At 63.9% G+C, this 26,775-nt stretch carries 22 protein-coding genes; 7 read left to right on the top strand and 15 right to left on the bottom strand.

Going from position 1 to position 26,775, the window contains the following annotated elements; genetic code table 11:
- The first annotated feature begins 94 nt into the window (after positions 1-94).
- From glyQ to F0185_RS00220, 5 genes are read left to right on the top strand one after another with little or no spacing between them, the layout of a single operon-like run.
- Positions 95-1,021 carry a glycine--tRNA ligase subunit alpha gene (glyQ, locus tag F0185_RS00240; protein ID WP_167220505.1) on the top strand — a complete coding sequence of 309 codons (927 nt, stop codon included), beginning with the start codon at positions 95-97 and terminating at the stop codon, positions 1,019-1,021.
- Positions 1,022-1,038: 17 nt separating this feature from the next.
- Positions 1,039-3,126: a glycine--tRNA ligase subunit beta gene (gene glyS, locus F0185_RS00235; RefSeq protein WP_167221278.1), complete on the top strand. Its 2,088-nt coding sequence runs from the start codon at positions 1,039-1,041 to the stop codon at positions 3,124-3,126.
- 11 nt (positions 3,127-3,137) lie between these two features.
- Positions 3,138-3,710: a D-glycero-beta-D-manno-heptose 1,7-bisphosphate 7-phosphatase gene (gene gmhB, locus F0185_RS00230; protein WP_166887073.1), complete on the top strand. Its 573-nt coding sequence runs from the start codon at positions 3,138-3,140 to the stop codon at positions 3,708-3,710.
- A 31-nt stretch (positions 3,711-3,741) separates the two neighbouring features.
- Entirely contained in the window at positions 3,742-4,482 is a 741-nt protein-coding gene (locus F0185_RS00225; RefSeq protein ID WP_166887076.1) for a lysophospholipid acyltransferase family protein, read from the top strand.
- Between the two features lie 14 nt (positions 4,483-4,496).
- Complete coding sequence (locus F0185_RS00220) at positions 4,497-5,429, top strand: M48 family metallopeptidase (RefSeq protein ID WP_167221276.1); 933 nt, start codon at positions 4,497-4,499, stop codon at positions 5,427-5,429.
- A 37-nt stretch (positions 5,430-5,466) separates the two neighbouring features.
- Here the strand turns inward: F0185_RS00220 and F0185_RS00215 are convergent, their stop codons facing one another.
- From F0185_RS00215 to rfbC, 8 genes are all read right to left on the bottom strand, one after another.
- Positions 5,467-6,021 carry a YcxB family protein gene (locus F0185_RS00215; protein WP_229476642.1) on the bottom strand — a complete coding sequence of 185 codons (555 nt, stop codon included), beginning with the start codon at positions 6,019-6,021 and terminating at the stop codon, positions 5,467-5,469.
- Between the two features lie 45 nt (positions 6,022-6,066).
- Positions 6,067-7,329 carry a lipid IV(A) 3-deoxy-D-manno-octulosonic acid transferase gene (gene waaA / locus F0185_RS00210; protein WP_167220503.1) on the bottom strand — a complete coding sequence of 421 codons (1,263 nt, stop codon included), beginning with the start codon at positions 7,327-7,329 and terminating at the stop codon, positions 6,067-6,069.
- Positions 7,329-8,309, bottom strand: a complete 981-nt coding sequence (gene waaC / locus F0185_RS00205; protein WP_167221272.1) for a lipopolysaccharide heptosyltransferase I — start codon at positions 8,307-8,309, stop codon at positions 7,329-7,331. The genes waaA and waaC overlap by 1 nt, the downstream gene beginning before the upstream one ends.
- A gap of 22 nt (positions 8,310-8,331) precedes the next feature.
- Positions 8,332-9,714 carry a phosphomannomutase/phosphoglucomutase gene (locus tag F0185_RS00200; protein ID WP_167220501.1) on the bottom strand — a complete coding sequence of 461 codons (1,383 nt, stop codon included), beginning with the start codon at positions 9,712-9,714 and terminating at the stop codon, positions 8,332-8,334.
- 206 nt (positions 9,715-9,920) lie between these two features.
- Positions 9,921-10,229: an H-NS histone family protein gene (locus F0185_RS00195; protein WP_166887084.1), complete on the bottom strand. Its 309-nt coding sequence runs from the start codon at positions 10,227-10,229 to the stop codon at positions 9,921-9,923.
- 81 nt (positions 10,230-10,310) lie between these two features.
- The gene (locus tag F0185_RS00190; protein ID WP_166887087.1) at positions 10,311-11,405 is read right to left on the bottom strand and encodes a glycosyltransferase family 4 protein; all 1,095 of its coding nucleotides are present in this window, start codon (positions 11,403-11,405) and stop codon (positions 10,311-10,313) included.
- A gap of 225 nt (positions 11,406-11,630) precedes the next feature.
- A complete protein-coding gene (gene rfbD / locus F0185_RS00185) occupies positions 11,631-12,515 on the bottom strand; it encodes a dTDP-4-dehydrorhamnose reductase (RefSeq protein WP_167220499.1) in 885 nt (294 codons plus the stop codon).
- Positions 12,512-13,057, bottom strand: coding sequence for a dTDP-4-dehydrorhamnose 3,5-epimerase (rfbC, locus tag F0185_RS00180; RefSeq protein ID WP_166887092.1), 546 nt, complete (start codon positions 13,055-13,057; stop codon positions 12,512-12,514). The genes rfbD and rfbC overlap by 4 nt, the downstream gene beginning before the upstream one ends.
- A 282-nt stretch (positions 13,058-13,339) precedes the next feature.
- On the opposite strand from rfbC, the gene F0185_RS00175 reads away from it, so the two are divergent.
- Positions 13,340-14,185, top strand: a complete 846-nt coding sequence (locus F0185_RS00175) for a symmetrical bis(5'-nucleosyl)-tetraphosphatase (RefSeq protein WP_166887095.1) — start codon at positions 13,340-13,342, stop codon at positions 14,183-14,185.
- On the opposite strand, the gene F0185_RS00170 is transcribed toward F0185_RS00175, so the two are convergent.
- From F0185_RS00170 to F0185_RS00145, 6 genes are all read right to left on the bottom strand, one after another.
- The gene (locus F0185_RS00170; protein ID WP_167220497.1) at positions 14,182-14,922 is read right to left on the bottom strand and encodes a lysophospholipid acyltransferase family protein; all 741 of its coding nucleotides are present in this window, start codon (positions 14,920-14,922) and stop codon (positions 14,182-14,184) included. The two genes, F0185_RS00175 and F0185_RS00170, sit on opposite strands and share 4 nt — an antisense overlap.
- A gap of 94 nt (positions 14,923-15,016) precedes the next feature.
- The gene (locus tag F0185_RS00165; RefSeq protein WP_167220495.1) at positions 15,017-16,327 is read right to left on the bottom strand and encodes a dihydroorotase; all 1,311 of its coding nucleotides are present in this window, start codon (positions 16,325-16,327) and stop codon (positions 15,017-15,019) included.
- A gap of 2 nt (positions 16,328-16,329) precedes the next feature.
- A complete protein-coding gene (locus F0185_RS00160; protein ID WP_099875215.1) occupies positions 16,330-17,295 on the bottom strand; it encodes an aspartate carbamoyltransferase catalytic subunit in 966 nt (321 codons plus the stop codon).
- Positions 17,288-17,824: a bifunctional pyr operon transcriptional regulator/uracil phosphoribosyltransferase PyrR gene (pyrR, locus tag F0185_RS00155; RefSeq protein WP_167220493.1), complete on the bottom strand. Its 537-nt coding sequence runs from the start codon at positions 17,822-17,824 to the stop codon at positions 17,288-17,290. Before pyrR ends, F0185_RS00160 begins: the two co-directional genes overlap by 8 nt.
- On the bottom strand, positions 17,808-18,200 hold the full coding sequence (gene ruvX, locus F0185_RS00150) for a Holliday junction resolvase RuvX (RefSeq protein WP_167221270.1): 393 nt from the start codon (positions 18,198-18,200) through the stop codon (positions 17,808-17,810). Before ruvX ends, pyrR begins: the two co-directional genes overlap by 17 nt.
- Positions 18,201-18,238: 38 nt before the next feature.
- Positions 18,239-18,895, bottom strand: coding sequence for a YqgE/AlgH family protein (locus F0185_RS00145; protein WP_166887110.1), 657 nt, complete (start codon positions 18,893-18,895; stop codon positions 18,239-18,241).
- 193 nt (positions 18,896-19,088) lie between these two features.
- Between F0185_RS00145 and F0185_RS00140 the strand changes: the two genes are divergently transcribed.
- Complete coding sequence (locus F0185_RS00140) at positions 19,089-20,537, top strand: cryptochrome/photolyase family protein (RefSeq protein ID WP_167220491.1); 1,449 nt, start codon at positions 19,089-19,091, stop codon at positions 20,535-20,537.
- Between the two features lie 207 nt (positions 20,538-20,744).
- Here F0185_RS00140 and F0185_RS00135 read toward each other — a convergent pair whose 3' ends face one another.
- A complete protein-coding gene (locus F0185_RS00135; protein WP_167220489.1) occupies positions 20,745-26,753 on the bottom strand; it encodes a hybrid sensor histidine kinase/response regulator in 6,009 nt (2,002 codons plus the stop codon).
- Positions 26,754-26,775 lie beyond the last annotated feature (22 nt).

Below are 26,775 nucleotides of genomic sequence, written 5' to 3'. Positions count from 1 at the left end.
CACTTGCCCCCCAGCGTCCCGCTAAAACCCGCTAAAATTGGTCGTTTTAGCAAACTCATTCGTTCGCGCCGTCAGCCGCGCGACAGCCACCAAGATGCTCACATTTCAACAAATTATCCTGACCTTGCAAACCTACTGGGACAAGCAGGGCTGCGCCTTGCTCCAGCCATACGATATGGAAGTCGGCGCGGGCACCTTTCACACAGGCACCTTCCTGCGCGCCATCGGACCGGAACCCTGGCGCGCCGCCTACGTGCAGCCCTCGCGCCGCCCGAAAGATGGCCGTTACGGCGAAAACCCGAACCGCATGCAGCACTACTATCAGTATCAGGTGGTCCTGAAACCGGCGCCGGAAAACATCCTCGACCTGTACTTGGGTTCGCTCAAGGCGCTCGGCCTGGACCTGCAAAAGAACGATGTGCGCTTCGTCGAAGACGACTGGGAAAGCCCGACACTGGGCGCCTGGGGCCTCGGCTGGGAAGTCTGGCTGAACGGCATGGAAGTGACCCAGTTCACCTATTTCCAGCAAGTGGGCGGCCTCGATTGCAAGCCGGTGCTCGGCGAAATCACCTACGGCATCGAACGGCTGGCCATGTACTTGCAGGGCGTCGAGAACGTGTACGACCTGGTCTGGACCGAATGGGAAGAAGATGGGGCGGCCGGCGCTCCGGTCAAGAAATCGCTCAGCTACGGCGACGTGTTCCATCAGAACGAAGTCGAGCAATCGACCTATAACTTCGAACACGCCAACACCGACCTGCTGTTTACCCAGTTCGCCAACCACGAATCGGAAGCCAAGCGCCTGATCGAACTCGAACTGACCCTGCCGGCCTACGAGCAGATCATGAAGGCTTCGCACAGCTTCAACATGCTCGACGCGCGTGGCGCCATTTCGGTCACCGAACGCGCCGCCTACATCGGGCGCGTGCGCACCTTGTCGCGCCTGGTCGCCCAAGCCTATTACGACTCGCGCGAAAAGCTGGGATTCCCGATGGCTCCCAAAGCGCCGCTCGCCGCCTGAAAGATAAAACTAGAATGATGAATCAAACCCTACTCGTCGAACTGCTGACCGAAGAACTGCCGCCGAAAGCGCTGGCCAAACTGGGCGCCGCGTTCGCCGCCGGCATTGTGAACGGACTCAAATCGCGCGACTTCCTCGGCGACGACAGCGTGGCGACAAGCTACGCCTCGCCGCGCCGCCTGGCCGTCTCGATCACCGGCGTGCGCGCCATGTCGCCCGATAAATCGGTGCGTGAAAAAGTCTTGCCGGTCAGCGTCGCACTGGACGCCGACGGCAAGGGCACCGCGCCGCTGGCCAAGAAGCTGGCCGCCCTCGGCGTGCCCGACCTCGATATCGCGACCCTGGAACGCGCCGTGGACGGCAAGGCGGAAAGCCTGTTCTACACCCGCCAGGTGGCCGGCAGCGCCTTGCAAACCGGCCTGCAGGCCGCGCTGGAAGAATCGGCCGCCAAGCTGCCGATCCCCAAATTAATGAGCTACCAGCGTCCGGACGGCGCCACCGTGCAGTTCGTGCGCCCGGCCCACAAGCTCGTTGCGCTGCATGGCGAGGCCGTCGTGCCCTTGACCCTGCTGGGCCTGGCCGCCGGCCAGCAGACCCTCGGCCACCGCTTCCTGACCGATGGCGAGCCCTTGACGATCGCGCACGCGGACCAGTACGCGGCCACGCTCGAAGCCGACGGCAAGGTGATCGCCAATGTCGAGGCGCGCAAGGAAAAAATCCGCACCGCCCTGCTGCAAGCGGCGGGCGCCGACCAGGTGCTGATGCCCGAGTCGCTGCTGGACGAAGTGTCGGCGCTGGTCGAGTGGCCGGTGGTCTACGAGTGCCGCTTCGAAGAAGAATTCCTGGCCGTGCCGCAGGAATGCCTGATCCTCACCATGCAGACCAACCAGAAGTATTTTGCGCTGACCGATGCCGCCGGCAAGCTGCGTTCGCGCTTCCTGATCGTCTCCAACATCGAGACGGACGATGCGCAGCACATCATCGGCGGCAACGAGCGCGTGGTGCGTCCGCGCCTGTCCGACGCCAAGTTCTTCTTCGAGCAGGACAAGAAGAAAACGCTCGAGTCGCGCCTGCCGCTGCTGGCCAATGTGGTCTACCACAACAAGCTGGGCACCCAGGCCGCGCGTTCGCAGCGCGTGGTGGCCATTGCCACCGACATCGCCCGCACCATGGGCTACGACGAACAACTGGCCGCGCGCGGCGCGCAACTGTCCAAGGCCGACCTCTTGACCGACATGGTGGGCGAATTCCCCGAGCTGCAAGGCATCATGGGCACCTACTATGCGCGTCACGACGGCGAGCCGGAAGAAGTGGCCTTGACCGCGACCGAGCACTATCAGCCGCGCTTTGCCGGCGACAGCCTGCCATCGACCGACACCGGCACCGCCGTGGCCCTGGCCGACAAGCTCGAAACCCTGGTCGGCATCTGGGGCATCGGCCTGCAGCCAACCGGTGAAAAAGATCCGTTCGCACTGCGCCGCCACGCGCTGGGCGTGCTGCGCATGCTGGTCGAAAAACGCATGGACGTGTCGATCATCCAGCTGCTCGGATTCGCCAACGCGCGCTTCGAAGGCATCGCCGGCTTCACCGATCCGGTGCTGGACGTGCGCGCCTTCATGTTCGAGCGCCTGCGCGGCGTGCTGCGCGAGCGCGGCTTCTCCGCCAACGAAGTCGAAGCGGTGCTCACCTCGCACGTCGATCGCCTGCACGACATCGTCGCTCGCCTGGAAGCGGTGCAAGCCTTTGCCGCCCTGCCGGAAAGCGTCACCCTGGCCGAAGCGAACAAGCGCATCACCAACATCCTCAAGAAAAACGGCGCCGTGGCCGAAGAACCTTCCGAAGCGCTGCTCAAGGAAGACGCCGAACGCACCCTGTTCGCGGCGATTGCGCGCGTGCGCCCCGAGATCGACGCGGCCTTTGCGGCGCGCGACTTTGCAGGCACGCTGAAAACACTGGCCCAGCTGCGCGACGACGTCGCCAGGTTTTTCGATGACGTGATGGTGATGGACGAAGACCTGGCGCTGCGCAACAACCGCCTGGCGCTGCTGTCGGTCCTGCACGGCATGATGAACCGCGTGGCCGACATTTCGAAGCTGGCGGCCTAGGAGAAGCACGCATGAAGATGATCATCCTCGACCGGGACGGCGTCATCAACCACGATTCGCCGGCCTTTATCAAGTCGCCGGCCGAATGGATTCCGATCCCCGGCTCGCTCGAAGCGATCGCCCGCCTGAACCAGGCGGGTTATCGGGTGGTCATCGCGTCGAACCAGTCGGGCATTGCGCGCGAACTGTTCGACATGGCGATTTTGAATGCCATCCACCAGAAGATGCACGCCAGCGCGCAGCAGGTCGGCGCGGACATCGACGCCATCTTCTTCTGCCCGCACGCGGCCATCGACAACTGCGACTGCCGCAAGCCCAAGTCGGGCATGTTCGAAGAAATCTCCAAGCGCTTCAAGGTCAGCCTGAAAGGCGTACCGACCGTAGGCGACTCGCTGCGCGACCTGCAGGCAGGCTTCATCAGCGGCTGCACGCCCTACCTGGTCCTGACCGGCAAAGGCGAGAAGACCCGCGAGACCGGCGGCCTGCCGCCAGGCACCCAGGTCTTCCCCGACCTGGCGACGATGGTCAGCGCGCTGCTCAAGGCCACTGCCCCGGCCGCGCCAGCCGGCCATGGCGCAACCTGACACCACCCCTCACGCATCCCCGGAGACTTCTTTGCGTCATACCTTCCTGTTCCTGCGTTCCCTGTTGTTTACCGTGATCATGGTCGTGGCCACCATTGTGTGGGCCTGCGTGTGCTTCCTGGCCGCGCCGCTGCCGTACAACCAACGCTTCTGGGTCACCTCGCGCTGGAATGTCTTCGTGATCTGGTGCGCCAAGGTCATTTGCGGCATCCGTTACGAATTCAAGGGCTACGACAACCTGCCCGACGCACCGGCCATCGTGCTGTCGAAACACCAGTCGGCGTGGGAGACGATTTTTCTGCTGCCGAACCTGACCCGCCCTTTGGTGTTCGTCTTCAAGAAGGAGATTTTGTATATCCCCTTCTTCGGCTGGGCCATGGCGCTGCTGCGCATGATTCCGATCGACCGCAAACAGGGCAAGAACGCCTTCAAGCACGTCGTCGCGCATGGCAAACGACGCCTGGCCACCGGTCAATGGATTATCATGTTCCCTGAAGGGACCCGCATCCCGGTCGGTCAAACAGGTAAATACAAAAGCGGCGGTACGCGCCTGGCGATTGAAACGAATGCGGTGGTGGTGCCGATCGCGCATAATTCAGGTGAATGCTGGCCCAAGAACTCTTTTCTGAAACGCCCCGGTGTGATCACGGTGTCGGTCGGCAAACCGATTTCTCCCGATGGACACACTCCCGACAGCTTGATGCAAGAGGTAGAAAATTGGATAGAATCCGAAATGCGCGTCATTTCGCCCCACGCCTACAACGCTGGCTGAGCGGAGTCGGCGCCCTGATCCAGTCATCGGCGCCGCAAAAGAACGAGTCCTCGCCCAAGATCGACGGCGACCAGCTCGAACTGTTTGCCCAGGACTTTTTTGCGGCGCTCGAACCGGCCGCAAAGCAGTCCAGCGCGCCGCAGCCGCTGTTCAAGGCGCCGCCGGCGCCGCCCAAAGTCGTTTTTCCCACGCCGGTGCGCGCACCGGACGCGCCGCCGCTGCGGCGCATTCAGCTCGGTCCCCATAGCCTCGAATTCGAACTGCGCCGCTCGAGCCGGCGTTCGATCGGCTTCATGATCGACGACCAGGGCCTGCGCGTCACGGCCCCAAAGCGCATCGCCCTGGCCGACATCGACAACGCCATCCGCGCCAAGCAGCGCTGGATCCTCACCAAGCTGCGCGAACGCGGCGAGCGGCGCGCCACGCGTCAGGAACGCGCGCCGGTGGTGTGGGTCGATGGCGCCCAGTTGCCCTACCTGGGCGCGAACATCACCCTGCGCCTGGTCGACGCGCCGCGCAGCCGTTGCGAGTTCGATGCGCAGGCGCGCGTGCTGACCGTGGGCGTGGTGGCGGGACTGGCCGAATGGCAGTTGCAGGAGCGGGTGAAAATCTGGTTCCAGGCGGAAGCGAAGCGCCTGTTCGCCGAACGGCTCGACCTGTATGCCGAAAAACTGGGGGTGCGCCATGCCTCGCTCACGCTCTCGTCGGCCGGCACGCGCTGGGGTTCATGCACGGTCGATGGGCGCATCCGCCTGAACTGGCGCCTGGTCCACTACGCGCTGCCGCTGGTCGACTACGTGGTGGCGCACGAACTGGCGCACCTGCTCGAGATGAACCACAGCGCGCGCTTCTGGGCCAAGGTGGAATCGGTGTATCCCGACTATGACGGCGCCAGGCTGGCGCTGCGCCAGCGCTCGCAGGAGATGCCGGTGGTGTTCAGCGCCTGAACAGATGCCGGCCGGCTCGCAGCCGCATCAAAGACTCTCAGCCTCTCAGTGCCCGCACCGATTCGCCGAAGCGCGCCATGCTCTCGCCCTGCGCCTGGCTCAGGCAGCGAAACGGAATCGGCAGGGTGCCGCGTTTGAGCACCATCATGAAGCCGCGCGAATAGCGCCGGATCGAACAGACATCGCCCCAAGGCACCAGGGTCACGCCGCTGCGGCTGGCGCGCACGATGCCGTGCGTGTCGATCGTGAATTCATAGGTATTGCGCGACCGCCCCTGGGCGACGAAATGCAGGGCCGCGGACGCGGTACTTTTGATTTGCATCCAATAGGTAGCCAGGGTACCGATGCGGCGCCGGCGGATGATATAGCCGGCGTGCTGCCACATGAAGCTGGCATATTCCGGCAACGCATAGCGCACCGAAAACTGCACCGTTTCGGGCGCGCTGGCCGGCACCAGGCCGGGGCCGAGGACCGGCAGCGACATCACCGGGTTATCGATGGCAATGCCGTTGGCCGGCTCGAGGCGCTGGCGTTGAACCAGCATGGCGACGGGCTTGCGGCTGCCCACCTGCTTTGGATGACTGAACCACATGTGCTTCCCCAGTTATTATTTATTGTGGGGACATGTTACCAAAGCCTAATAAATCAGTCGTCGCAATAAACCAACTGTGCGCGCGGTCGCGCCGCGATGGCGTTGGGCGTATGCGGCCGCCTGCGCACCCATGGCGGCACGGGCCTCAGGGTCGCTCAGCAGGCGCGCCGCTTCGCTCAGCAGTGCGGTGGCGTCGGGCACGCGGATCGCGCCCCCGGCGGCGATGGCGTCGTCGGTGGCCAGCGCAAAATTGAAGGTATGCGGGCCGACCAGCACCGGTTTGCCCAGCGCGCATGGCTCGATCAGGTTCTGGCCGCCCAGAGGCAGCAGGCTGCCGCCTACAAAAGCGACGTCGCACGCGGCGTAGTAGGCGAACATTTCGCCCATCGAGTCGCCCAGCAGTACCTGGGCGTCGACGCCGTGCTGCGCGATGCCTGAGCGGCGCCGCAGCGAAAAGCCGCGTTCCAAGACCTGCGCCGCCACATCGTCGAAACGCTGCGGGTGGCGCGGCACGAGCATGAGCAGCGGTGCGCCATGCGGCCACGCCATCGCCTTGAAGGCGTCCAGGATCAGCGCCTCTTCGCCATCGCGCGTGCTGGCGCACAGCAGCACCGGGCGCGCGCCGATTTGCGTACGCAGCCAGGCGCCGGTCGCCAAGGCCGCATCGGGCACCACCACGTCGAACTTGATGCTGCCCGTGACTTCCACCTTGGGCGCGCCGAAAGAACGCAGGCGCGCCGCGTCAGCCTCGGTCTGGGCGCCCACCAGGGCGATGCCGCGGCCGGCCTCGGTCATGAGTTTACCGAAGCGCTGGCCGCGCCTGAGCGAGCGCTCCGACAGGCGCGCATTGACCAGCGCGACCGGAATGCGCTCGCCGCAGGCGGCGATCAGGTTGGGCCAGACTTCGGTCTCCATCAGGATGCAGATGCGCGGCGTGAACTGGCGAATGAAGCGGTTCACCATGGCCACGGTGTCGTACGGAAGATAGGCCTGGATCAGGCGCTCGCCATGCTTGGCGAACAGCGCTTTGCCGGTGGCGCGCCCGGTGGGCGTCATGTGGGTGAGCAGGATGCGGCTGTCGGGATAGGCCTCGACCAGCGCGTCGATCAGCGGTTCGGCGGCGCGCGTTTCGCCGACCGACACCGCGTGCACCCAGATCGTGTGCCAGCCCGGCGCGCGCTCGCGGTAGAAACCGAGCCGCTCGCGCCAGTGCTGGCGGTAGCCCGGCTCCTTCATGCCGCGCCACCACAGGCGCAGCAGCACCAGCGGCAGCGCCAGGTACCACATCACGCTGTAGAAGGTGCGCATCAGGCCATGCCCCGCAATTGCTTGACGGCCGCCAGGACCTCTGCCACAGAGGGCGGCGCGCCCTTGTCGCCCAGGTTGATGATCTGCTCCGACCAGTTGCCTTCGGTCTTCCACTTGGGCGAGTCGCAGTAAATTTCGATCACGGGACGCATGAAGGCGGCGGCGATGTGGGTCAGGCCGGTGTCGACGCCGATCGCCAGCGCCGCGTTGCGCGCCAGGCTCACCGCTTCATCCATCGACAGTTTGGGCAGCACGGTGGCGTTCGGGAGGCTGGCGGCGAGCGTGTCGGCTTCGGCTTTCTCAAGGGGCGAGCCCCAGGCCAGCAGCACCGGCATGGGCGCCAGCGCGTGCCCGATGGCGATCCAGTTCTCGGGCGCCCATTTCTTGGCGTTGCGCGCGGTCCCGTGGAAGAACACCGCGTAATCCCCGGCCGGCATCCATGCCGGGCGGTTGGCGTGCTCAAGCCCCGGCAGGCCGAAGTCGGGCCGGGTATCGAGCGCGTAGCCGAGTGCCGCGCCGGCCACCAGGCGCCCGCGCGCCACCGCGTGCGTGCGCGGGTCCGTAGGAATGCTTTGGGTGTGGAAGATGCGCGAGACGCCTTCGTAGCCGGAGCCTTCGCTGCCGTTGGCCAGGCCCACCTTGCGCCCGCCTTTTTTCACGCGCGCGGCGCCCATGATGATGCCGGTCTTGAGCAGGCCCTGGGTATCGAACACATAGTCGTATTCCTCCTCGCGCACGGCCTTGAAAAAACCGCGTATCTCGGCGCACGTCTCCTTCTTGCCGAGGCTCTTGCGCCAGCGCCGCAAGGCGAACGGAATGATGCGGCGCACGCGCGGGTTCAGGCGCACCAGGCTGACATAGCCCTCCTCCACCACCCAATCGATGTTGGCGTCGGGATGGTGGCGCAAGATGTCGGCCACCATCGGCAGGTTGTGCAGCACGTCGCCCAGGGACGACACGCGCACCAGCAGGATGTTCAGGCGCGCCAAGCGGGGCTCGCGCTCAGAACGGCAGTTCGGCGTCGGGGCGCACGGCCACGATCACGCGCCGGAACTCGCCCTGGATGCGGCGCAGCGCTTCCGGCGTTTCCGCTTCGAAGCGCATCACCACCACCGGCGTGGTGTTGGATGAACGCGCCAGGCCAAAGCCGTCCGGATACTCGACGCGCAGGCCATCGATGTCGATGATGCGCTCCGAGCCAGGGAAAGACGCTTCATTGCGCAAGCGCTCGATCAGGGCCACGTTCTCGCCTTCGGCCAGGTGCAGGTGCAGTTCGGGCGTGCTGTCGGACTGCGGCAGCGCGTTCATCATGGCCGACGGATCGGCCGCGCGCGTGAGCAGTTCGAGCAGGCGCGCGCCGGAATACAGGCCGTCGTCGAAACCGTACCAGCGGTCCTTGAAGAAGATATGGCCGCTCATTTCGCCGCCCAGCGGGGCGCCCGTTTCGCGCAGCTTGGCCTTGACCAGCGAGTGGCCGGTTTTCCACATCAGCGGACGCCCGCCATGCTTCGAAATCCACGGCGCCAGATGGCGCGTGCATTTGACGTCGTACAAAATCTCCGCGCCCGGATTGCGCGACAGGACATCGGCCGCGAACAGCATCATCTGGCGGTCCGGATAAATGATCTGGCCATCCTTGGTGACCACGCCCAGGCGGTCGCCGTCGCCATCGAAGGCGATGCCGATTTCGGCGTCGGTCTCTTGCAGGCAGCGGATCAAGTCTTGCAGGTTTTCAGGATGGGCCGGATCGGGATGGTGGTTGGGGAAGGTGCCGTCCACTTCGCAGAACAATTCGATCACTTCGCAACCCATGCCGCGATACAGGTCACCGGCAAAGGCGCCGGCCACGCCGTTGCCGCAGTCGACCGCGATCTTCATCGGGCGCGCCAGCTTGACGTCGCCGATGATGCGCTCGAGGTAGGCGGCGCGGATGTCGTGCGTGCTGTAGGCGCCCGGGGTGGCGGCAACGCTGCCGTCGTGCGCGGCGATGCTGTGGTACAGCGCCTGGATGGTCTCGCCGTGGATCGCTTCGCCGGCCAGCACCATTTTAAAGCCGTTGTAGTTGGGCGGATTGTGGCTGCCCGTGACCATGATGCCCGAGGCCGCGCCCAGCACATTGGTGCCGAAGTAGACCATCGGCGTGGCCACCACGCCCAGGTCGATCACATCGACGCCGGCAGCCTGCAAGCCTTGCGCCAGCGCCGCCGTCAGTTCCGGACCCGACAAGCGGCCATCGCGGCCGATCACGACGGTGCGTTCGCCCTTGGCCAGCGCGGCGGCGCCGAAGGCCTGGCCGATCTGGTGCGCGATGCCGGCGTCGAGCGTGCTGCCGATCACACCGCGAATGTCGTAGGCTTTGAAGATCGTCTTGGAAAGTGGAAGCATGGAGTAGAAACCTCAGGTAAGTCGCGGCGCGGCAGGATGCTGGCGAGCGCCATGCGAAAAACGGCGTCAACCTGGCTTGCAAACAGTGCGTCGGGATGATGATGGGGGACAGCGATTAAAGAAAAAGACCGGGAATGCCTGATATTGTAGCGGCAAGCGGGGCCTTTGGGAATTGCCCGCCGATCCTGCCGCTACATGAAAATCGATTACACGCGCAGCTTGTCGATATCCTTGCCGCCTTCGACCCATTCCTTGACCCATTTCGGCTGACGGCCACGGCCGGTCCATTGTTGGGCTGCATTGTCCGGATGACGATAACGCACGGCGACGCTGCCGGTCTTGGCGCGGATACCGGTACCGATCAGATCCTTTAGTGGCACACCAACGCTCTGGGCAATTGCCAGGATCTGTTCGCGGGCTTTGGCGACTTCCTGGTGCTCGCGCTTCTTCATTTCTTGCTTGATTTGATCCTGCAGGTTGCGCAGATCACCGATCGACATATTTGACAGATCCATCATCGTTCCTTCAAAGTGGGTTGAAACAGATTAAGTGAAATCTCACCAATTGTCGCAATATACTACATCCGCGCATTAATGCTAGTCCTTCTTGCGAAGAATGAGCCATCGGGGTGACTTAAATCGAACAATACGCGCATACAGCCACACATAACTGACGACGAACAATAAGCAGAAGAAAATCAATACTCCGGTATCTTTCCAGAACACCGTGGCCGGGATTACCGCCATCAGGGAAAACATCCACAGGTACGGCGATGTTAGCGAATTGCGGCGCATCAGGGCGCGCGCTTCTTTGCGGCCCACCGCCCATTGCACAATGCGCCGGAAAATCAGGCTGTGCAGGTGTATCCCGTCCGGCATAGCCGGCGATTTTCCGCGCAAGAACATGCGGCGATAGGCCGAGAAAATCGTTTCGAACGCCGGATATATCAGCAGCAAAGCCGCATACCAGGTCGACACGTCGGGGTTGCGCATTACCAGCAGCAGCGCCAGCTCGCCCAGCATGAAGCCGATAAAATACGCGCCGCCGTCGCCCAGGAATATCAGGCCGACCGGGTAATTCCAGATCAGGAAGCCGGCCGTGGCGCCCGCCACCATCAGCGCCGCCACCAGCACGAACACATCGCCCACCTGCCACGCCACATAACCGAGCGAGATAAGCATACAGATGGTTACCACGCTGGCCAGACCATTAAATCCGTCGATGATATTAATCGCGTTGGCGATACCGGCCACCGCCAGCACGGTCAGCGGAACGGCCACCCAGATATACACGATGCGCCACGAGCTGAACGGAAAATCGATGCGGTCGAGTTTGGCGCCGAGCAAGAAATAGCCGAGCAAGGCGGCCGCCATCGTCAATATCAGGCGCCGCAGCGCACTGACATTGCCGGTGTAGTCTTCCACGATGCCGCCGACAAAGGCCACCCCGGCGCACAGCATCAGCGACATCAGCCAGACGGCCATGGCCGGCACGCGCCAGATCGAAATGAGCGCGCTGATCACGACCGCCATGAAAATCGGCAGCCCGCCAATGCGCGCCACGGTATGCGAATGGACTTTTTGAACGCCGAAGAAATCGGCATCGAGCGCGGGACCATGCAGCCTGGCCTGCTTGATTACAAGCAGGGTCAGCAAGGCGGAAGCGACGAAACTCACGAGAAATGAAAACATTATTATTTATATATGCTAAAACGCGGGCAGGCTCGTGCCCTACCCGGCGGACCAACGCATGCGGTGAGTGTTGCGGTCGCCATGATCTGGTATGAAAGTAATCCATGATTGTACCGGATTACCCGCCCCCCAAATACGCCAGGATGGGGGCCAGCGGGCGACGCTACGCAGGTTTTATGCAAAAAAGAGCGCTTTCGACGCCTGTTGCGGCATTTTTGCTTAGTCTTAGACAAGACCCCTGCCGGCGTCTGCTGAAGAAAGGCAGTCGGCCAGGGCTGTTTGCCAGTCCGGCAAAGGGCCGCACAGGGCCATCAGCTTGCCGCAATCGAGACTGGAATTGGCCGGTCGCGGTGCTTTGGCGCCATATTCCGCCGCAGTGATCGGCACCACCTCGCAAGCGAGGCCGGCGGTGCTGAAAATCGCCCCGGCAAAGCCGGCCCAGCTGGTGCAGCCCTGGCTGGTCAAGTGGTACAGGCCGCCGTGCCGCTCCCACCACGGGGCGCCGCCCGCCTCCGCCAGGCCCAGCAAATGCGCGCTGGTGTCGGCCAGGGTGCGGCTCCAGGTGGGTGCGCCATGCTGATCGGCAACGATACGCAACTGCTCGCGCTCCCTTGCCAGGCGCAACATGGTCAACAGGAAGTTATTGCCGCGCAAGCCGTACACCCAGCTGGTACGCAGGATCAGATGCCGGATGCCGGCGGCGGCAATGGCCTGCTCCCCGGCAAGCTTGCTCTGTCCGTAGACACTCAGCGGCGCTGGGGTGTCGGTCTCGGCATAGGCGCCCGCCGCCTTGCCGTCGAACACGTAATCGGTGGAATAGTGCAGCAGCGTCGCGCCCAGCGCCCTGGCCTCGTGCGCCATCAGGGCCGGCGCATCGGCGTTGATGCGCATCGCCAGCGCGGGCTCTTCCTCGGCGCGGTCCACGGCCGTATAGGCGGCCGCGTTGACGATCAGGTCCGGCCGCACCGTGCGCAGCACGGCGCGCAGCTGGTCGAGGTCGGCCAGGTCGCAAGCGGCGTGCGCGGGCGCGACCAGTTCGCCCAGCGGGCGCAGGCTGCGCGCCAGTTCATGGCCAAGCTGGCCGTTGGCGCCGGTGAGTAAGATCTTCATGGAAATACGTCGGACTGCGCCAGCAGCGCACCCTTGCTGTCTTTTCCGGAAAGCATAGGCAAACCGGGCAAGGGCCATTCGATGCCGATGTCGGGATCATTCCATAGAATCACCCGTTCCAGTTCGGGCGCCCAGTAATCGGTGGTTTTATACTGGACTTCGGCGCTATCGCTGGTGACCATGAAACCGTGCGCAAAACCGGGCGGCACCCATAGCTGACGCTGGTTTTCGGCGGATAAATCCAATCCGATCCAGCGCCCGAAAAAGGCCGACGATTTACGCAAATCGACCACCACGTCATACACCGATCCCGCGCTCACGCGCACCAGTTTGCCTTGCGGGTGGCTGATCTGGTAATGCAGGCCGCGCAACACATTCTTGGCCGACTTGGAGTGGTTATCCTGGACAAAATGCGCGCAGACCCCGGTCAACTGCTCGAATTTGCGCTCGTTAAAACTTTCAAAGAAAAAGCCCCGGTCGTCGCCGAACACGCGCGGCTCCAGGATCAGGACTTCGGGAATGGCGGTGGGCGTGACTTTCATCAGAAAATCCTATCATCGAAGTGGGCATCAAATACTGCCGGCAAGCATTATCTTTTATCGGCCGGGACGGTCCGGACCGGCCCGCACCAGCATATGATACGCAAATACGCGCGCGCAATCGATACCCATATTGATCAGGCTCAAACGACGGCTATTAGCATGAAAGCAATGCATGTTACAGCTCAAACCGGCACCATTGCTTACAAAAATGATTTAGTATCCGCCGGGCCTGGAAATGCGGCACCATGATTTTATGTGAACCCTGCCCGTACTGGAATTGAATTGTTAAGAACTTATGTCATCGGCGATCTGCAAGGATGCGCCCACGAAACCGCTGTCCTGCTCAAGCGCATCGAAGAAGATGCGGGCGGCCCCGCGCGCGTCCTGTTCGTGGGGGACCTGATCAACCGCGGCCCGGCTTCGCTCGACGCGCTGCGCCGGGTGGCCGCGCTGGAGCGCGCGGGCGCCGGCGAGGCGCTGCTCGGCAACCACGACCTGCATTTGCTGGCGGTGGCGGTGGGCGCGCAAAAGACCTCGAAATCCGATACGCTCGACGCCATCCTGGCCGCGCCCGACCGCGCTGAACTGATCGACTGGCTGCGTCATCGCCCGCTGGCGATGATGGCCGAAGGCCACCTGCTGGTGCATGCGGGCGTGGCCCCGCAGTGGGACGCGGCGCAAACCATGGCGCTGGCGGGCGAAGTCGAAGCGGTGCTGCGCGGGCCGGGCTGGATCGATTTTTTGCGCGACATGTACGGCAACGAGCCGGCGCGCTGGGACGATGCGCTCAGCGGCCTGGCGCGCCTGCGCTGCATCGTCAACGCGCTCACGCGCATGCGCCTGTGCGCGCCCGACGGCACCATGGATTTCAAGGAAAAGGAAAGCGCGGGCGCGCCGCCAGGGTCAAGCCTGCTGCCCTGGTTCGACCTGCCGGGCCGGCGCAGCCTGGGCGCCACCGTGGTGTTCGGCCACTGGTCGGCCCTTGGCCTGCTGCTGCGCGATGACGTGGTTGGCCTCGACAGCGGCTGCGTGTGGGGCGGCAAATTGACCGCGCTGTGCCTGAACGACCGCAGCCTGCTGCAAGTCGACTGCCCGGAGTACAAGGAACCGGGCAAGCCGAAAGCCTAGCCGGGCTTGTGCCCCAGCGCCGTTCCCACGGCGGCGTGGGCGGCGGCGCAGACATCGCGCCGGTGCGCGCCGGCGGCGTCGATCGGCGCCATGCACACCACGCGCGCGGTCACGGCGGGACCGGACAGGATCGCCACCATGCTCTCGGCGAAGGTCATCTCGCCGATGAATTCGATGGACGGATGCAGCGCGCCGCTGGCGTCCACATAGCTCACCGCGTACGGCTGCACCATCACGCCGGCATCGACCGCCGCTTCGAACAGGTTGGCATGGAACGGCAGCAGGCTGCCCTGCGCGGCGGTGGTCCCTTCCGGGAAGAAGGCGACCCGCTCGCCCTGCTCCAGCTTGTGCACCAGGCCCTTGAAAATCTGGCGCAGGTCGCGCCGGTTGCCGCGCGCGAGGAACACCGTGCCGGCCTTGTCGGCCAGCCAGCCGAGCACCGGCCACTCGCGGATCTCGGACTTGGCCACGAAGCGGCACGGGTACAGCGCATTGATCACAAAGATATCGAGCCACGAAACATGGTTGGCCACCACCATCGCGTGCGCCAGCGCCGCCACGCCGGTGGACGGCGTCACGGTCACGCCGCAGATGCCCACCAGCCGGCGCGACCAGCTTTGCGTGACGCGGTCGCGCAGCGCGTGGCTGGCCCACGGGAACACGAATGCGCACGCGGACAAGCCGGTCAACAGATGGAAAAACACGCGGCACAGCCGGAAATAGAGCTTGATCTTCAAACGACTCCAAAGGAATGGGAAAGCCGGGAGCGCGAACTACCCGATGTGCATGCGGCGTCGCGCGCCGCATGCCACTGCAAGTGCTGAATCGGCACTAGCGCTGGAACGCGATGCGTCCACCGACGATGGTCGCCCTGACCTGCCCGGCCAGTTCATAGCCCAGGAAAGGCGTGTGCTTGCCCTGGCTGGCCAGGGCCGAGGCCTCGACCGTCCAGCGCGCGGCCGGATCGAACACCACCACATCGGCGGGAGCGCCCGGCGCCAGCTGTCCTACGTCCAGGCCGGCGATGCGCGCCGCGTCGGTCGTGATCTTGGCGATGGCGCGCGAGAGCGGCGTGCTTGAGGCTGCGGCGCCGTGCTGCAGGCCGGCGTAATCGTCGGCCCACTTGATCGCCAGCGACAGCAGCAGTTCGAGCCCGGTGGCGCCGGGCGAGGCTTCGCCGAACGGCAGCAGCTTTTCGTCGTCGTCGACCGGAGTGTGGTCCGAGCAGATGGCGTCGATGGTGCCGTCGTACAGGGCGGCGCGGATCGCATCGCGGTCGCGCTGGCTGCGAAACGGTGGCGTGACGCGCGCGTTGGAATCGAAAAAGCCGATGTCGGCGTCGGTCATGTGCACATGATGCACCGCCACGTCGCAAGTGATCGGCAAGCCTTCCTTCTTGGCCGCCTTGACCAGCTCCAGGCCGGCGGCCGACGACATGCGGCACAGGTGCACGCGCGCGCCGGTGGCGCGCACCAGTTCGAATACGGTGTGCAGCGCAATGGTTTCGGACATCACCGGCACGCCGGCCAGGCCCAGGCGCGAGGCCAGCGGCCCGCTGTGGGCGATGCCGCCGCGCCCGATGTGCGCATCCTGCGGGCGCACCCACACGGTAAAGCCGAAGGTTTTCGCGTACTGCATGGCGCGCAGCAGCACGGTGGTGTCTTCGATGACTTCCTCGGCCTGCGAAAAGCCGATGCAGCCCGCTTCGGTCAGCTCCATCATCTCGGTCAGGGCCTTGCCCTTCAGGCCCATGGTCAGCGCGCCCAGCGGGTGCACATTGGCCTGCCGCAGTTTGCTGGCGCGGTGCTTGAGCATTTCGACCAGGCCCGGTTCGTCCAGCACCGGGTCGGTATCGGGCGGACAAATGAGGCTGGTCACGCCGCCCTGCATCGCCGCCTGCATCTCGGACTTGAGGGTGGCCTTGTATTCGTAGCCCGGCTCGCGCAGGCGCGCCGACAGGTCGACCAGGCCGGGAGCGACCACGAGACCGGTGGCGTCGATGCTGTTGCCGGCATTGAAGCCGGCCGGCGCCGTGCCGGTCGAGGCGACCTTGCCGTCGATGATAAACAAATCGGTGACTGCGTCGATGCCGTTGGCCGGGTCGATCAGGCGCCCGTTCTTGATATGAAGATGGTTGTTCACGTTCACCCTTGCGCTCCTGCCAGAATACTCATTACCGCCATCCGTACCGCGATCCCGAACGTCACCTGCGGCAAAATCACCGCCTGCGCGCCATCGGCCACGGCTGAATCGATTTCCACGCCCCGGTTCATCGGCCCCGGATGCATGACGATCGCATCGGGCTTGGCCAGCGCCAGGCGCTCGGGCGTGAGGCCATAGCTCTTGAAATACTCCTGCGCCGATGGCAGCAAGGCGCCGCTCATGCGCTCGTTCTGCAGGCGCAGCATGATGATCACGTCGACGTCCTTCAGGCCCTCGTCCATGTTGGTAAACACGCGAACGCCCATCTGTTCCAGCCCGCCCGGCAGCAAGGTGTGCGGGCCGATGGCGCGCACTTCCGGCACGCCCAGGGTGGTCAGGGCATGGATGTCGGAGCGCGCCACGCGGCTGTGCAAGATGTCGCCCACGATGGCCACGCGCAGGTTGGTGAAGTCTTTTTTGTAGTGGCGGATCGTGTACATGTCGAGCAGGCCCTGGGTCGGGTGCGCGTGGCGGCCGTCGCCCGCGTTGACCACGTGGACGTGCGACTGCTTCGTGTCGATCAGGTGCTTGGCGATCAGGTAGGGCGCGCCCGACTGCGCGTGGCGCACCACGAACATATCGGCATGCATGGCCGACAGGTTGTCGATGGTGTCGAGCAGCGACTCGCCCTTGCTGGCGGACGATGCCTGGATATTGAGGTTGATGACGTCGGCCGAGAGGCGCTTGGAGGCGATCTCGAAGGTGGTGCGGGTACGCGTGGAGTTCTCGAAGAACAGGTTGAACACGCTCTTGCCGCGCATGAGCGGCACCTTCTTGACTTCACGGTCGGAGATGCCGACAAAGCTCGACGCCGTGTCGAGGATATGATTGACGATCGATTTTGGCAGCCCTTCGATGCTTAACAGGTGCTGCAGTTCGCCATTTTTATTCAGTTGCGGATTAAGCATGGTCTTCTTCTATGGTGAGCGAAAATTGCCCGTCGCCGGCACGCGCCAGCGCAAGCGACTGATTGGCTTCCAGCGCGACACTGGTGGCGACGAAATCGGCCGCCACCGGCAGCTCGCGCCCGCCGCGGTCGGCCAGCGCCGCCAGCATGATGCGCGCCGGGCGACCATAATCGAACAGCACGTTGATCGCGGCGCGCGTGGTGCGCCCGGTGTAGAGCACATCGTCCACCAGCACGATGTTGGCGCGATCGACGTTGAACAAAATGTGGGTCGGCTTGACGTCCGGATGCAGGCCTTTTTTGGCAAAGTCGTCGCGGTAGAACGAGACGTCGATGAAGCCCAGGCGGGCGTTCAGGCCCAGGTCCGCCGCGAGGCGTTCGGCCAGCCAGGCGCCGCCCGAATGGATTCCGATGATGGCCGCGTCCTGCACTCCGTGCAAGCCGTCACGCACCTGGCCGAGCAGCGTCTGGTACAGCGCCTCGGCGTCGAACTGCTTGATTGCGTCGAGCTGATTAGTTGTTGTTGGCATGGTCGTCAAAGTATTGTTGCAAAATGATGGAGGCGGCTTGGTCGTCGATGATCTGGCCGCGCCTGGCGTTGATCACGGCCGACGAATAGCGTTCGTCGACCAGCGTGACCGGCAGGTTGAAGCGCCCGTGCAGCTGGTTGGCGAAGCGGCGGCAGCGCAGGGTCATCTCGTGTTCGGCGCCGTCCGGGTGGCGCGGTTCACCCACCACCAGGCGAGCCGGCGCCCAGGCGGCGATCAACTCGCCGATCTGCTTGAAGCGGGCCGCGTTGTCGATGGCGTTGACCACCGCGAGCGGCTGCGCCTGACCGGTCAGGGTGTTCCCCATGGCGATGCCAATACGCTTGATGCCGAAATCGAAGCCGAGTACGAGTTCAATCACCGCTTCAGCCACGCGCGCGGTTCCCGCAGGAGTGGTCAAGCATGGCCGGCCTCGGAGGCGAGCATCATCGGGTCGATGCCAAGCAGTTTGATGGCGGCGTTGTAGCGCTCTTCGATCGGCAGGTCGAACAGCACGCGCGCGTCGGCGCCCACCGTCAGCCAGCCATTGCGGCCGATTTCATCTTCCAGCTGGCCGGGGCTCCAGCCGGCGTAGCCGATCGACACCAGCAGCCGTTGCGGGCCGTCGCCGTTGGCCACCGCTTCGAGCACGTCGATCGAGGTGGTGAAGGCCACGTCCTCGGTCACGGTGAGCGACGACGAATAGCGCGCGCCGGGTGTGTGCAGCACGAAGCCGCGGTCGTCCTGGACCGGGCCGCCGAACATGATCGGTTCATTGACGACGGTGGTGCGCAAGCCGTCGGCAAGTTTGAGGTCGATCCGTTCGAACAGCACTTCCATGGTCATGTCGGTCGGCTTGTTGATGACCACACCGAGCACGCCTTTGTCGTTATGCTCGCAGATATAGACCACGGTGCCGCCGAAAATCGGGTCCTGCATCGATGGCATCGCTATCAGGAAATGATTTGCTAAATTCAAGGTCGATGTCATGACGTGACCTTCGTCGGGACGCAGTTCGTCGTCCTGCGACATGCCGGGCACGGGCAGAGTTTTGCCGATTTTGCTTTTCTTCATATTCGTCACTCTCTCTGCTCGCTCTCTGGTGTTCTGCTTTACTGCTAGTATCCGGGCTTGCAAACGATGGATTTTTCGATAGTTTACACTGAATTGCGGCCGCCACCACGGGAAGCGCCATCACGCGCGCGGCTAACTTCGATGGTAGCCGATAATTCCCCCACCTTTCTTGATACCAAACACCATCAATATTATGAGTAAATCGCTCGTCTGGTTTCGCCGCGACTTGCGCGCCTTCGATCACGCGGCGCTGCATCATGCATTAACGTCGTCGAATAGCGTCTATTGCGCGTTCATTTACGATAACACAATCCTCGACAGTTTACCGCGTGCGGACCGCCGCGTCGAATTCATTCACGCCAGCCTGGCCGAACTCGATGCGGAATTGCGTCAGATGGGCGGTTGCCTGATCGTGCGCCATGCCGATCCAGTGGAGGTAATTCCAACACTCGCCGCGCAACTCGGGGTGGACGCGGTGTTCGTCAACGGCGACTACGAGCCGCAGGCGATCGCGCGCGATGCGCAAGTGGCCGCGCGCCTGGAGGCCGACGGCCGGCGCCTTGTGAGCCACAAGGACCAGGTCATCTTCGAAAAGAGCGAGGTGCTCACGCTGGCAGGCCAGAACTTCTCGGTCTTCACGCCGTATAAAAACGCCTGGCTCAAACGCATGGCGGCCGAACCGGATTGCGTGGTGGCGTATGCGGTGGAGCCGCACGCGGCGCGCTTTGCGCCTCCCGCCGGCGACGAGCGCCTGCCGACCTTGCGCGAGATCGGCTTCGAGCCGACCAATCTGTCGGCCTTGTCGATCCCAACCGGCATGAGCGGCGCGGCGCAGTTGTTCGAGGACTTCATCGGCCGCATTGCCGATTATGGCGAGGCGCGCAATTACCCTTCGGTCAAGGGGCCGTCGTACCTGTCGGTGCATCTGCGCTTCGGCACCTTGTCGCTGCGCCACCTGGTGCGCACGGTGACGCAGCTCATTGCGCGCGGGGCCGGCGGCGAAGGCGCGCCGGTGTGGCTGTCGGAGCTGATCTGGCGCGATTTCTACGCCATGATTCTGTATAACCATCCGCATGTCGTCGAGCGTGCGTTCAAGCCCGCCTATGACGCGATTGCGTTCGAGACCGGGCCCGAGGCCGACGCGATGTTCGCCGCCTGGTACGAAGGGCGTACCGGCTATCCGCTGGTCGATGCGGCCATGGCGCAGTTGAACCAGACCGGCTACATGCACAACCGGCTGCGCATGGTCACGGCCTGCTTTTTGATCAAGGATCTGGGGATCGACTGGCGTCGCGGGGAGGCCTACTTTGCGCTGCACCTGAACGATTACGACCTGTCGTCCAACAATGGCGGGTGGCAGTGGGCATCGTCGTCGGGATGCGACGCGCAGCCGTATTTCAGGATTTTCAATCCGGTCACGCAGTCGGAGAAGTTCGACGCCAGGGGGAAGTTCATCCGACGCTACCTGCCGCAGCTCGATGGCTTGTCGGACAAGGAGATCCACGCGCCGTGGACGGTGCCGCCGATGGTGCTGGCGCAGAAGAAGATCGTGCTGGGGAAGGATTACCCGGCGCCGCTGGTCAGGCATGACGAGGCGCGGGCGAAGACGTTGGAGCGGTATGCGGTGGTGAAGGCGGGCTGACAACAACTTCATTGGCTCCGCCCCCGCACACAGTCGTTTGCCCGCTAGCCCGTCGTTCCCGCGCAGGCGGGAATCCATAGCACCGCTGATCAAAGGTGCTATGGATTCCCGCCTGCGCGGGAACGACGGTTTGAACGGTAGCGAAAATAAAAAACGCCTTGCACCATTTAACCGGTGTAAGGCGTTTTTGTTTGTGCCACCTGGCGCTTAATGCGCTACCGGCATCTCGCGATTGAGCAAGCCGGCAATCGCCGCGAGCAGCATGTCTTCCTGGAACGGCTTACCGAAGTAGGCATTCACCCCCAGGTCCAGCGCGTAGTTGCGGTGCTTGTCCGCCGTACGCGAGGTGATCATGATGATCGGGATTTCGTTGGTGCCGCTGTTACCGCGAATATTGCGGGTCAAGTCGAAACCATCCATGCGCGGCATCTCGATATCGACCAGCATCAGGTCGGGCACGGTCTCTTGCAAATGCTCGAGCGCGTCCACGCCGTCCTTGGCCAGCACCACCTGATAACCCTCGCGCTCCAGCAGGCGCTGGGTCACTTTACGCACGGTCAGCGAATCATCGACCACCATGATCACAAAGTCGGCCGCACGCGTCTCGGGCACCGCCGTCACCGTTTCCACCACCACGCGCTGACGCAGTTGCGGATGATGGTCGAGGTGATGGGACAAGGCCACCGGGTTCAGGATCAACACGATATCGCCCGAACCGAGCACCGTCGCACCCGAAATACCGATCATGCGCGAGAGCTGCGGGCCGATATTCTTGATAACGACCTCGCGGTTGCCCTGCACGTCGTCGACCTGTACCGCCAGGCGGTCGGTGCCGCTTTTGAGCACCATCACCGGGCACGAACGCTGCGACATCGGCCGCGCTTCGGTATCGCCCAACAAGGTTGGCAGGTAATGCAGCGCGACCTTCTGGCCCTGGAATTCGACAAAGCCTTCGGCGTGCGCGGCGTTGACTGCCGCTTCCTTCATCTGCAATACCTGCTCCACCAGGATCGATGGCAGCGCAAACGTCTTGGTACCGCTGGTGGTCAGCACGACCTGGGTGACCGCAAGGGTCAGCGGCAGGTGAATCGTGAAGCGCGCGCCCTTGCCGGTTTCGGTGGAAATCGCCACCCGGCCGCCAAGCGCTTGCGCTTGCGAGCGCACCACGTCCATACCCACGCCACGGCCGGCCAGTTCGGTCAGCGCATCGGCGGTCGAGAAGCCCGGTTCGAAAATCAGGTCGGCCGCTTCGGCGTCGGTGACGATGGCATTCGGCGCCAGCAGCCCGTTTTCACGCGCCTTGGTGCGGATGCGGGCCAGGTCGAGACCCGCGCCGTCATCGTTGAACTGGATAACCACCTCGTTACCCTGCTGGCTGACCTGGATCAGCAGCTCGCCCGTTTCGGCCTTGCCGGCCGCACCACGACGGGCACGCGATTCGATACCGTGCACGATGGCGTTACGCAGCAAGTGCTCGAACGGCGCAGCCATCTGCTCCAGAACGCTGCGGTCGATTTCGACCGTGCCGCCCCGGATGTCCAGATTGACCCGTTTGTCGATTTCTTTTGCGGTCTGGCGCGCCACGCGGAACAGACGCTCCGACAGGCTGGCAAACTGCACCATCCGAACCCGCATCAGATCCTGCTGCAGGTCGCGCGTCAGGCGCGACTGCACGTTCAAGTCGTCGGTGGCGCCGTCGACCGTGCGGGTCAGGCTTTCGTGGAACGACGCAACGTCGTTCACCGATTCGGCCATCATCCGCGTCAGTTCCTGCAGGCGGGTAAAGCGGTCGAATTCGAGCGGATCGAATTCGCGTTCGCTGGAAATCGACATACGCGACGAAATCTGCGATTCCGCCTGCATCTCGACTTCGCGCAACTGGCGCCGCAAGCGACCCAGGTTGTCCGAGAAGTCGCTCAGCGAGGCCTTCAGGGTCGACACCTGGCTTTCCAGCTTCGAACGCGTGATCGATACTTCACCTGCCTGGTTGACCAGGCGGTCCAGGATGTCGGCGCGTACCCGCACCAACGGCGTACGGGTCTGGGCCGCGTGGGCATCGTCCACGCTGCCGGCGGTTGCCGCGGCCAGGCCCGGCACCGGCACGAGGCCGAGGGCAGGCTGCTGCAGTTGTTCGAACAGCAGAAGCGCGTGATCGTAGTTGGCCATCAGTTCGTCGAACGCGGCTGGCGTCGACGTTCCGGCGTGGACCATGTTCTCGATCTGCGTTTCGATCTCGTGGGTGTGCTGGCCGAGGCGCATCGCACCGGCCATCCGCGCACTGCCCTTGACCGTGTGCAGGGTACGCAACAGCTGCTGTACCGGGCTGGTATCGGACGGATTTTGCTGCCACTTGCGCAGGTTGTTGCCGATTTCCGGCAGCAGGTCGGTACCCTCTTCCAGGAACACTGGCAGCAGGTCGACGTCAAGGTCATCGGCGAAGGCCGTTTCCGGCGCCACCGGCACGGCGGCCGTGTCGGACTCCGGCTGCAGCAAGGCTTCGAGCAGCGGCACGTGCGCCGTCATCGGCTGCATCGGCGCAGGTTCCGGCGCGGCTGCGGCGATCGGCTCTTCAAGAACCGGCGCGGCTTCGATAACCGGTTCTTCAACCACTGGCTCGGCTTCAAGCACTGGTTCGGCTTCAACCACTGGTTCGGCTTCAACCACTGGCTCGGCTTCAACCACTGGCTCGGCTTCAAGCACTGGTTCGGCTTCGATGAGCGACTCTTCGACGACTGGTTCGGCTTCAAGAACCGGTTCGGCTTCGATGACCGGCTCTTCGGCCACTGGCTCGGCTTCCAGCACTGGCTCTTCGATTACCGGCTCGGCCTCGATCACTTCTTCGGCTTCGATGACTGCTTCAGCTTCGATGACTTCTTCAGCTTCGATGACTTCTTCAGCTTCGATGAATTCTTCGGCTTCGATGACTTCTTCGGCTTCGATGACTTCTTCAGCTTCGATGACTTCTTCAGCTTCGATGACTTCTTCGGCTTCGATGACTTCTTCGGCTTCGATGACTTCTTCAGCTTCGATGACTTCTTCGGCTTCGATGACTTCTTCGGCTTCGAGCAATGGCTGCTGCGCTTCTTGCGCCACCGGCTGCGCCGGTTCAGGATTGTCCAGCAATGGAATATCGAACGGATCGTCCTCGCCGAACAGGGCGTCGATGGCGTCGATTTCCGGTTCGGACGGGGCGTCGGCCACGGCCGATTCGCGTTCCGGCATCACCGGCGGCGATGCCACCAGCTCGTCGAGCGTTTCGGCGAACAGGCCGTCCAGACGGCGTGCCAGGTCTTCGTCGGCGCCCGCAAACACGGCGGCCGCTTCCTGCGCCGCAAGCTGCTCGCGCAGAACGTGCAGGCGCGCCACCAGATCCGGTTCGGCCGGCGCAAGTTCGCCCAGCGCGAAGCGCTGCAGCATGTGGCGCACGCGATCGATGGTTTCGTCGAGCAGGTCGCGCTGGGCTTCGTCGAACACCGGCGCGGGGCTCTTGAGCACCATTTCGACTTCGTAGGCGATTTCGCGCAGGGCGTGGAAACCCACCGTGGCCGAGGTGCCGGCCAGGGTATGCGCGGCTTTTTCGGCTGCCGGCGTGACCTGGCGCTGCGGTTCGTGGCGCCATTCGGCGAAGTCCTGGCTTAACAGGCGAACCAGTTCGTCGGTCTCGGCGAGGTAAATGTTATACAGCGGCAGCGGGATTTCGAGTTCGCCAATGCGCTTGGTGTTGTCGTCGGCCGCGGCGATGGTGCCCGGAACCGGGAACTCGATCACATTGCCAGGCGCTGCGCTTCCAGCCGCAGGCAGGGCGATGATGTCGTCGAGGATCATCGGTTCGAACGAATCGTCGATCGCAAAGTGGTCGTCGTGATGCTCGTCCACCGGGGCGGCGGCCACGATTTCCTCGACCACTGGCGCCGCTGGCGCTTCGGCCGGCGTTGCATCCATGGCGAAGGTTTCGCCATGCTGCACGCGTTCGGCGGCGGCGACCAGCGCGTCGCTGGTGCGCTGCGAGCTGCCGGTGGCGGCAAGCTGCTCGACCCAGGCGGTCATGTCGGTGGTGGCGCGCGTGAGCAACGCCAACAGGTTGGCGTCGGCCGCGCGTTCTTCCGACAACCACAGGTTCATCACTTTTTCGACGGCGGCTGCGCCTTCGGCGAAGTTGTTCAGGCCAACCATGCGTCCACTGCCCTTGAGCGTGTGGAAGGAGCGCCGCAACATCGTCAGCGTCTCCAGGTTGTTCGGCATGCTTTGCGCCGCCGGCAGGGTCGAGCCGACGAAGGCCAGCACTTCCTGCGCTTCGGAGATGAAAATTTCGAGCAGCTCGGCTTCGATTTCGTCGTCGCCCGGCGGCGCGGGCGCTGCCACCACCACGACTGGCGCCTTGACTTGCGCTTCCGGCTCCGCCGGCGCGGCTGGCGCAGGCGTGTCGATCATCGGGACCGGCTCGATCTCGAGTACCGGTTCCTGGTCGAATTGCGATTCGCCGTGCGCCGGTTTTTCGAACGGGACGGCGCGCAGCATGCCCTCGACGCTGTCGAAGGTGAAGCGCTCGCGCGCCTCGTCGACGTTCTTGGCCAGCATGTCGACAAAAAAGCCCAGCGCGCCGATGTTCTGGGCGATGTTCTGCAGCGAGGCCGTTTCCAGTTCCGGATTGCCTTCGGCCGCGGCCAGGGTGCGCACCGCATCCTTGACGTGCAGGGCGGCGCGCATCGCGTCTTCCTGGTCGAGGATGGCGACGGCGCCCTGCAGCTGGTGCAGGACCGGATCGATCTGGGCCAGGGTGGCGCGCTTGCTGGTGTCGGAATAATAGTCGTCGAGGACTTTTTCGACCTGGCGCAAGCCATTTTTCATTTCGGCGGCCAGCACGGCGACGGTTTGCTCGTGCTGGATGCGGCGCGACAGTTCGCCCTGCCATTGCGGCGCTTCCGGCGGCGTTTCGCCGGCGCCAATCGCGGCGAGGCGGGCGCCGATGATGTCGGCGTGGGCGTCGAAATCGTCAGGCAACTGGCGGATTTTATCCAGGCTATTCTCGATGAACAGCATGGCGGTCGCCATTTCGAGACTGAACACGCTGTTGTGCTTCGTGGCCGCCGTGGCGGTGGCCACGTGCACCATCTGGCGCTGCAGGCGCGCCAGCGCCGGAGCGCCCAGCTTGTCGCCAGCGGTGGCCATGGTGCCGAGCAGTTCGACGAATTCGGCTTCCAGCGCCGGCAGCGGTTCGACCGACAGGCGGTCCCAGTGGCTCTTGGCCTTGGCCAGGGCTTCCTTGGCGGTTTTCAGCGCGTCGGCGTCGATGCGGCCGTAGCGGCGCGTATCGTAATCGGCCGGCACCATGCCGTCGAGATGATAGGCGCGGCGCAGGGCCAGCGCCGTCGGCGGCGGATTGGGCACGGCGGCCATGAAGAACAGGGCGTCGCGCAGCATCGTTTCGGGCAGGCTGACCTGGCCTTGCGAGAGGCGGCGGATCTGCAGATTAATCAGGCCGAAGAGCTGCTTGACATACAGGTCGCTGGCCAGGTGGCCCTGGGCCACCAGTTCGGCGAAGCCTTGCATCGCCATCCAGAAGGTGCGCGGCAAAGGCTGGTCCTGGGCGTCGGCCACGTGGGCGATCGCCTCCAGCAACACCTGGGCGTGCTGCTGCTGGCTGGCCTTGTCGGCGCTTTTCAGGAACGGCAGCAGCGCTTTTTCGAAGCGCGTGCGGCAGGCCGCGTAGTCCGGCTCCGCATCGGTCGCCACGTGGCGCTTGAGCGACACCGGCGCCGACAGGTCGGCGAAAAACAGGTCGGCCGGGTGAATCCGGTCGGCGCCCAGCATTTCCTTGAGCGCGCGATAGTAAGGGAACAGGCGCGCCGGCTGCTGTGGCGCGCCCGAAAGCAGTTCTTCGAGATACTCGATCACCGCCTGGTACGCGTGCGCGATGACTTGCGCGCGCTCGGGCGTGCAGTCGAGCAGGCCATCCTTGAAGCGGTCCAGCGCGCTCTCGGCGGCTTCGGTCATGGCGCCGGCGCCATCGACATCGACCATCTGCAAGGCGCCATGCGCCTGGTGCAGATAGGCTTTCGCATGTTTGAGCGAACTTGCCTGGGCTTCCGCCGTATGCTCCGCCGCCTCGGACAGCGCGGTGTTGGAGCGGCCCAGCGCATCGCGGATCTCGCTCATGACCCAGGACAGCGGTCCTGTGTCGAACTGCGGCACGTGCGAATTGTCAGTAGTGGTCATGCTTACCTTGATAAATCAACCG

The sequence above is a fragment of the Massilia rubra genome (genome assembly GCF_011682065.1).
GTDB lineage: Bacteria > Pseudomonadota > Gammaproteobacteria > Burkholderiales > Burkholderiaceae_D > Telluria_A > Telluria_A rubra.
The sequence above is the reverse complement of the archived record's forward strand: the minus strand, read 5'-3'. Positions and strand labels throughout refer to the sequence as shown.

What these genes read in the sequence shown, in the direction of transcription:
- F0185_RS00190 (WP_166887087.1), bottom strand. Translation starts at nt 11,405, where the DNA reads ATGTTTTCATTTCTCGTGAGTTTCGTCGCTTCCGCCTTGCTGACCCTG.
- waaA (WP_167220503.1), bottom strand. Translation starts at nt 7,329, where the DNA reads ATGCGCACCTTCTACAGCGTGATGTGGTACCTGGCGCTGCCGCTGGTG.
- gmhB (WP_166887073.1), top strand. Translation starts at nt 3,138, where the DNA reads ATGAAGATGATCATCCTCGACCGGGACGGCGTCATCAACCACGATTCG.
- F0185_RS00145 (WP_166887110.1), bottom strand. Translation starts at nt 18,895, where the DNA reads ATGAAGAAAAGCAAAATCGGCAAAACTCTGCCCGTGCCCGGCATGTCG.
- rfbD (WP_167220499.1), bottom strand. Translation starts at nt 12,515, where the DNA reads ATGAAGATCTTACTCACCGGCGCCAACGGCCAGCTTGGCCATGAACTG.
- F0185_RS00215 (WP_229476642.1), bottom strand. Translation starts at nt 6,021, where the DNA reads ATGTGGTTCAGTCATCCAAAGCAGGTGGGCAGCCGCAAGCCCGTCGCC.
- F0185_RS00140 (WP_167220491.1), top strand. Translation starts at nt 19,089, where the DNA reads ATGAGTAAATCGCTCGTCTGGTTTCGCCGCGACTTGCGCGCCTTCGAT.
- pyrR (WP_167220493.1), bottom strand. Translation starts at nt 17,824, where the DNA reads ATGCCAACAACAACTAATCAGCTCGACGCAATCAAGCAGTTCGACGCC.
- F0185_RS00160 (WP_099875215.1), bottom strand. Translation starts at nt 17,295, where the DNA reads ATGCTTAATCCGCAACTGAATAAAAATGGCGAACTGCAGCACCTGTTA.
- glyQ (WP_167220505.1), top strand. Translation starts at nt 95, where the DNA reads ATGCTCACATTTCAACAAATTATCCTGACCTTGCAAACCTACTGGGAC.
- F0185_RS00195 (WP_166887084.1), bottom strand. Translation starts at nt 10,229, where the DNA reads ATGGATCTGTCAAATATGTCGATCGGTGATCTGCGCAACCTGCAGGAT.
- F0185_RS00200 (WP_167220501.1), bottom strand. Translation starts at nt 9,714, where the DNA reads ATGCTTCCACTTTCCAAGACGATCTTCAAAGCCTACGACATTCGCGGT.
- rfbC (WP_166887092.1), bottom strand. Translation starts at nt 13,057, where the DNA reads ATGAAAGTCACGCCCACCGCCATTCCCGAAGTCCTGATCCTGGAGCCG.
- F0185_RS00135 (WP_167220489.1), bottom strand. Translation starts at nt 26,753, where the DNA reads ATGACCACTACTGACAATTCGCACGTGCCGCAGTTCGACACAGGACCG.
- glyS (WP_167221278.1), top strand. Translation starts at nt 1,039, where the DNA reads ATGAATCAAACCCTACTCGTCGAACTGCTGACCGAAGAACTGCCGCCG.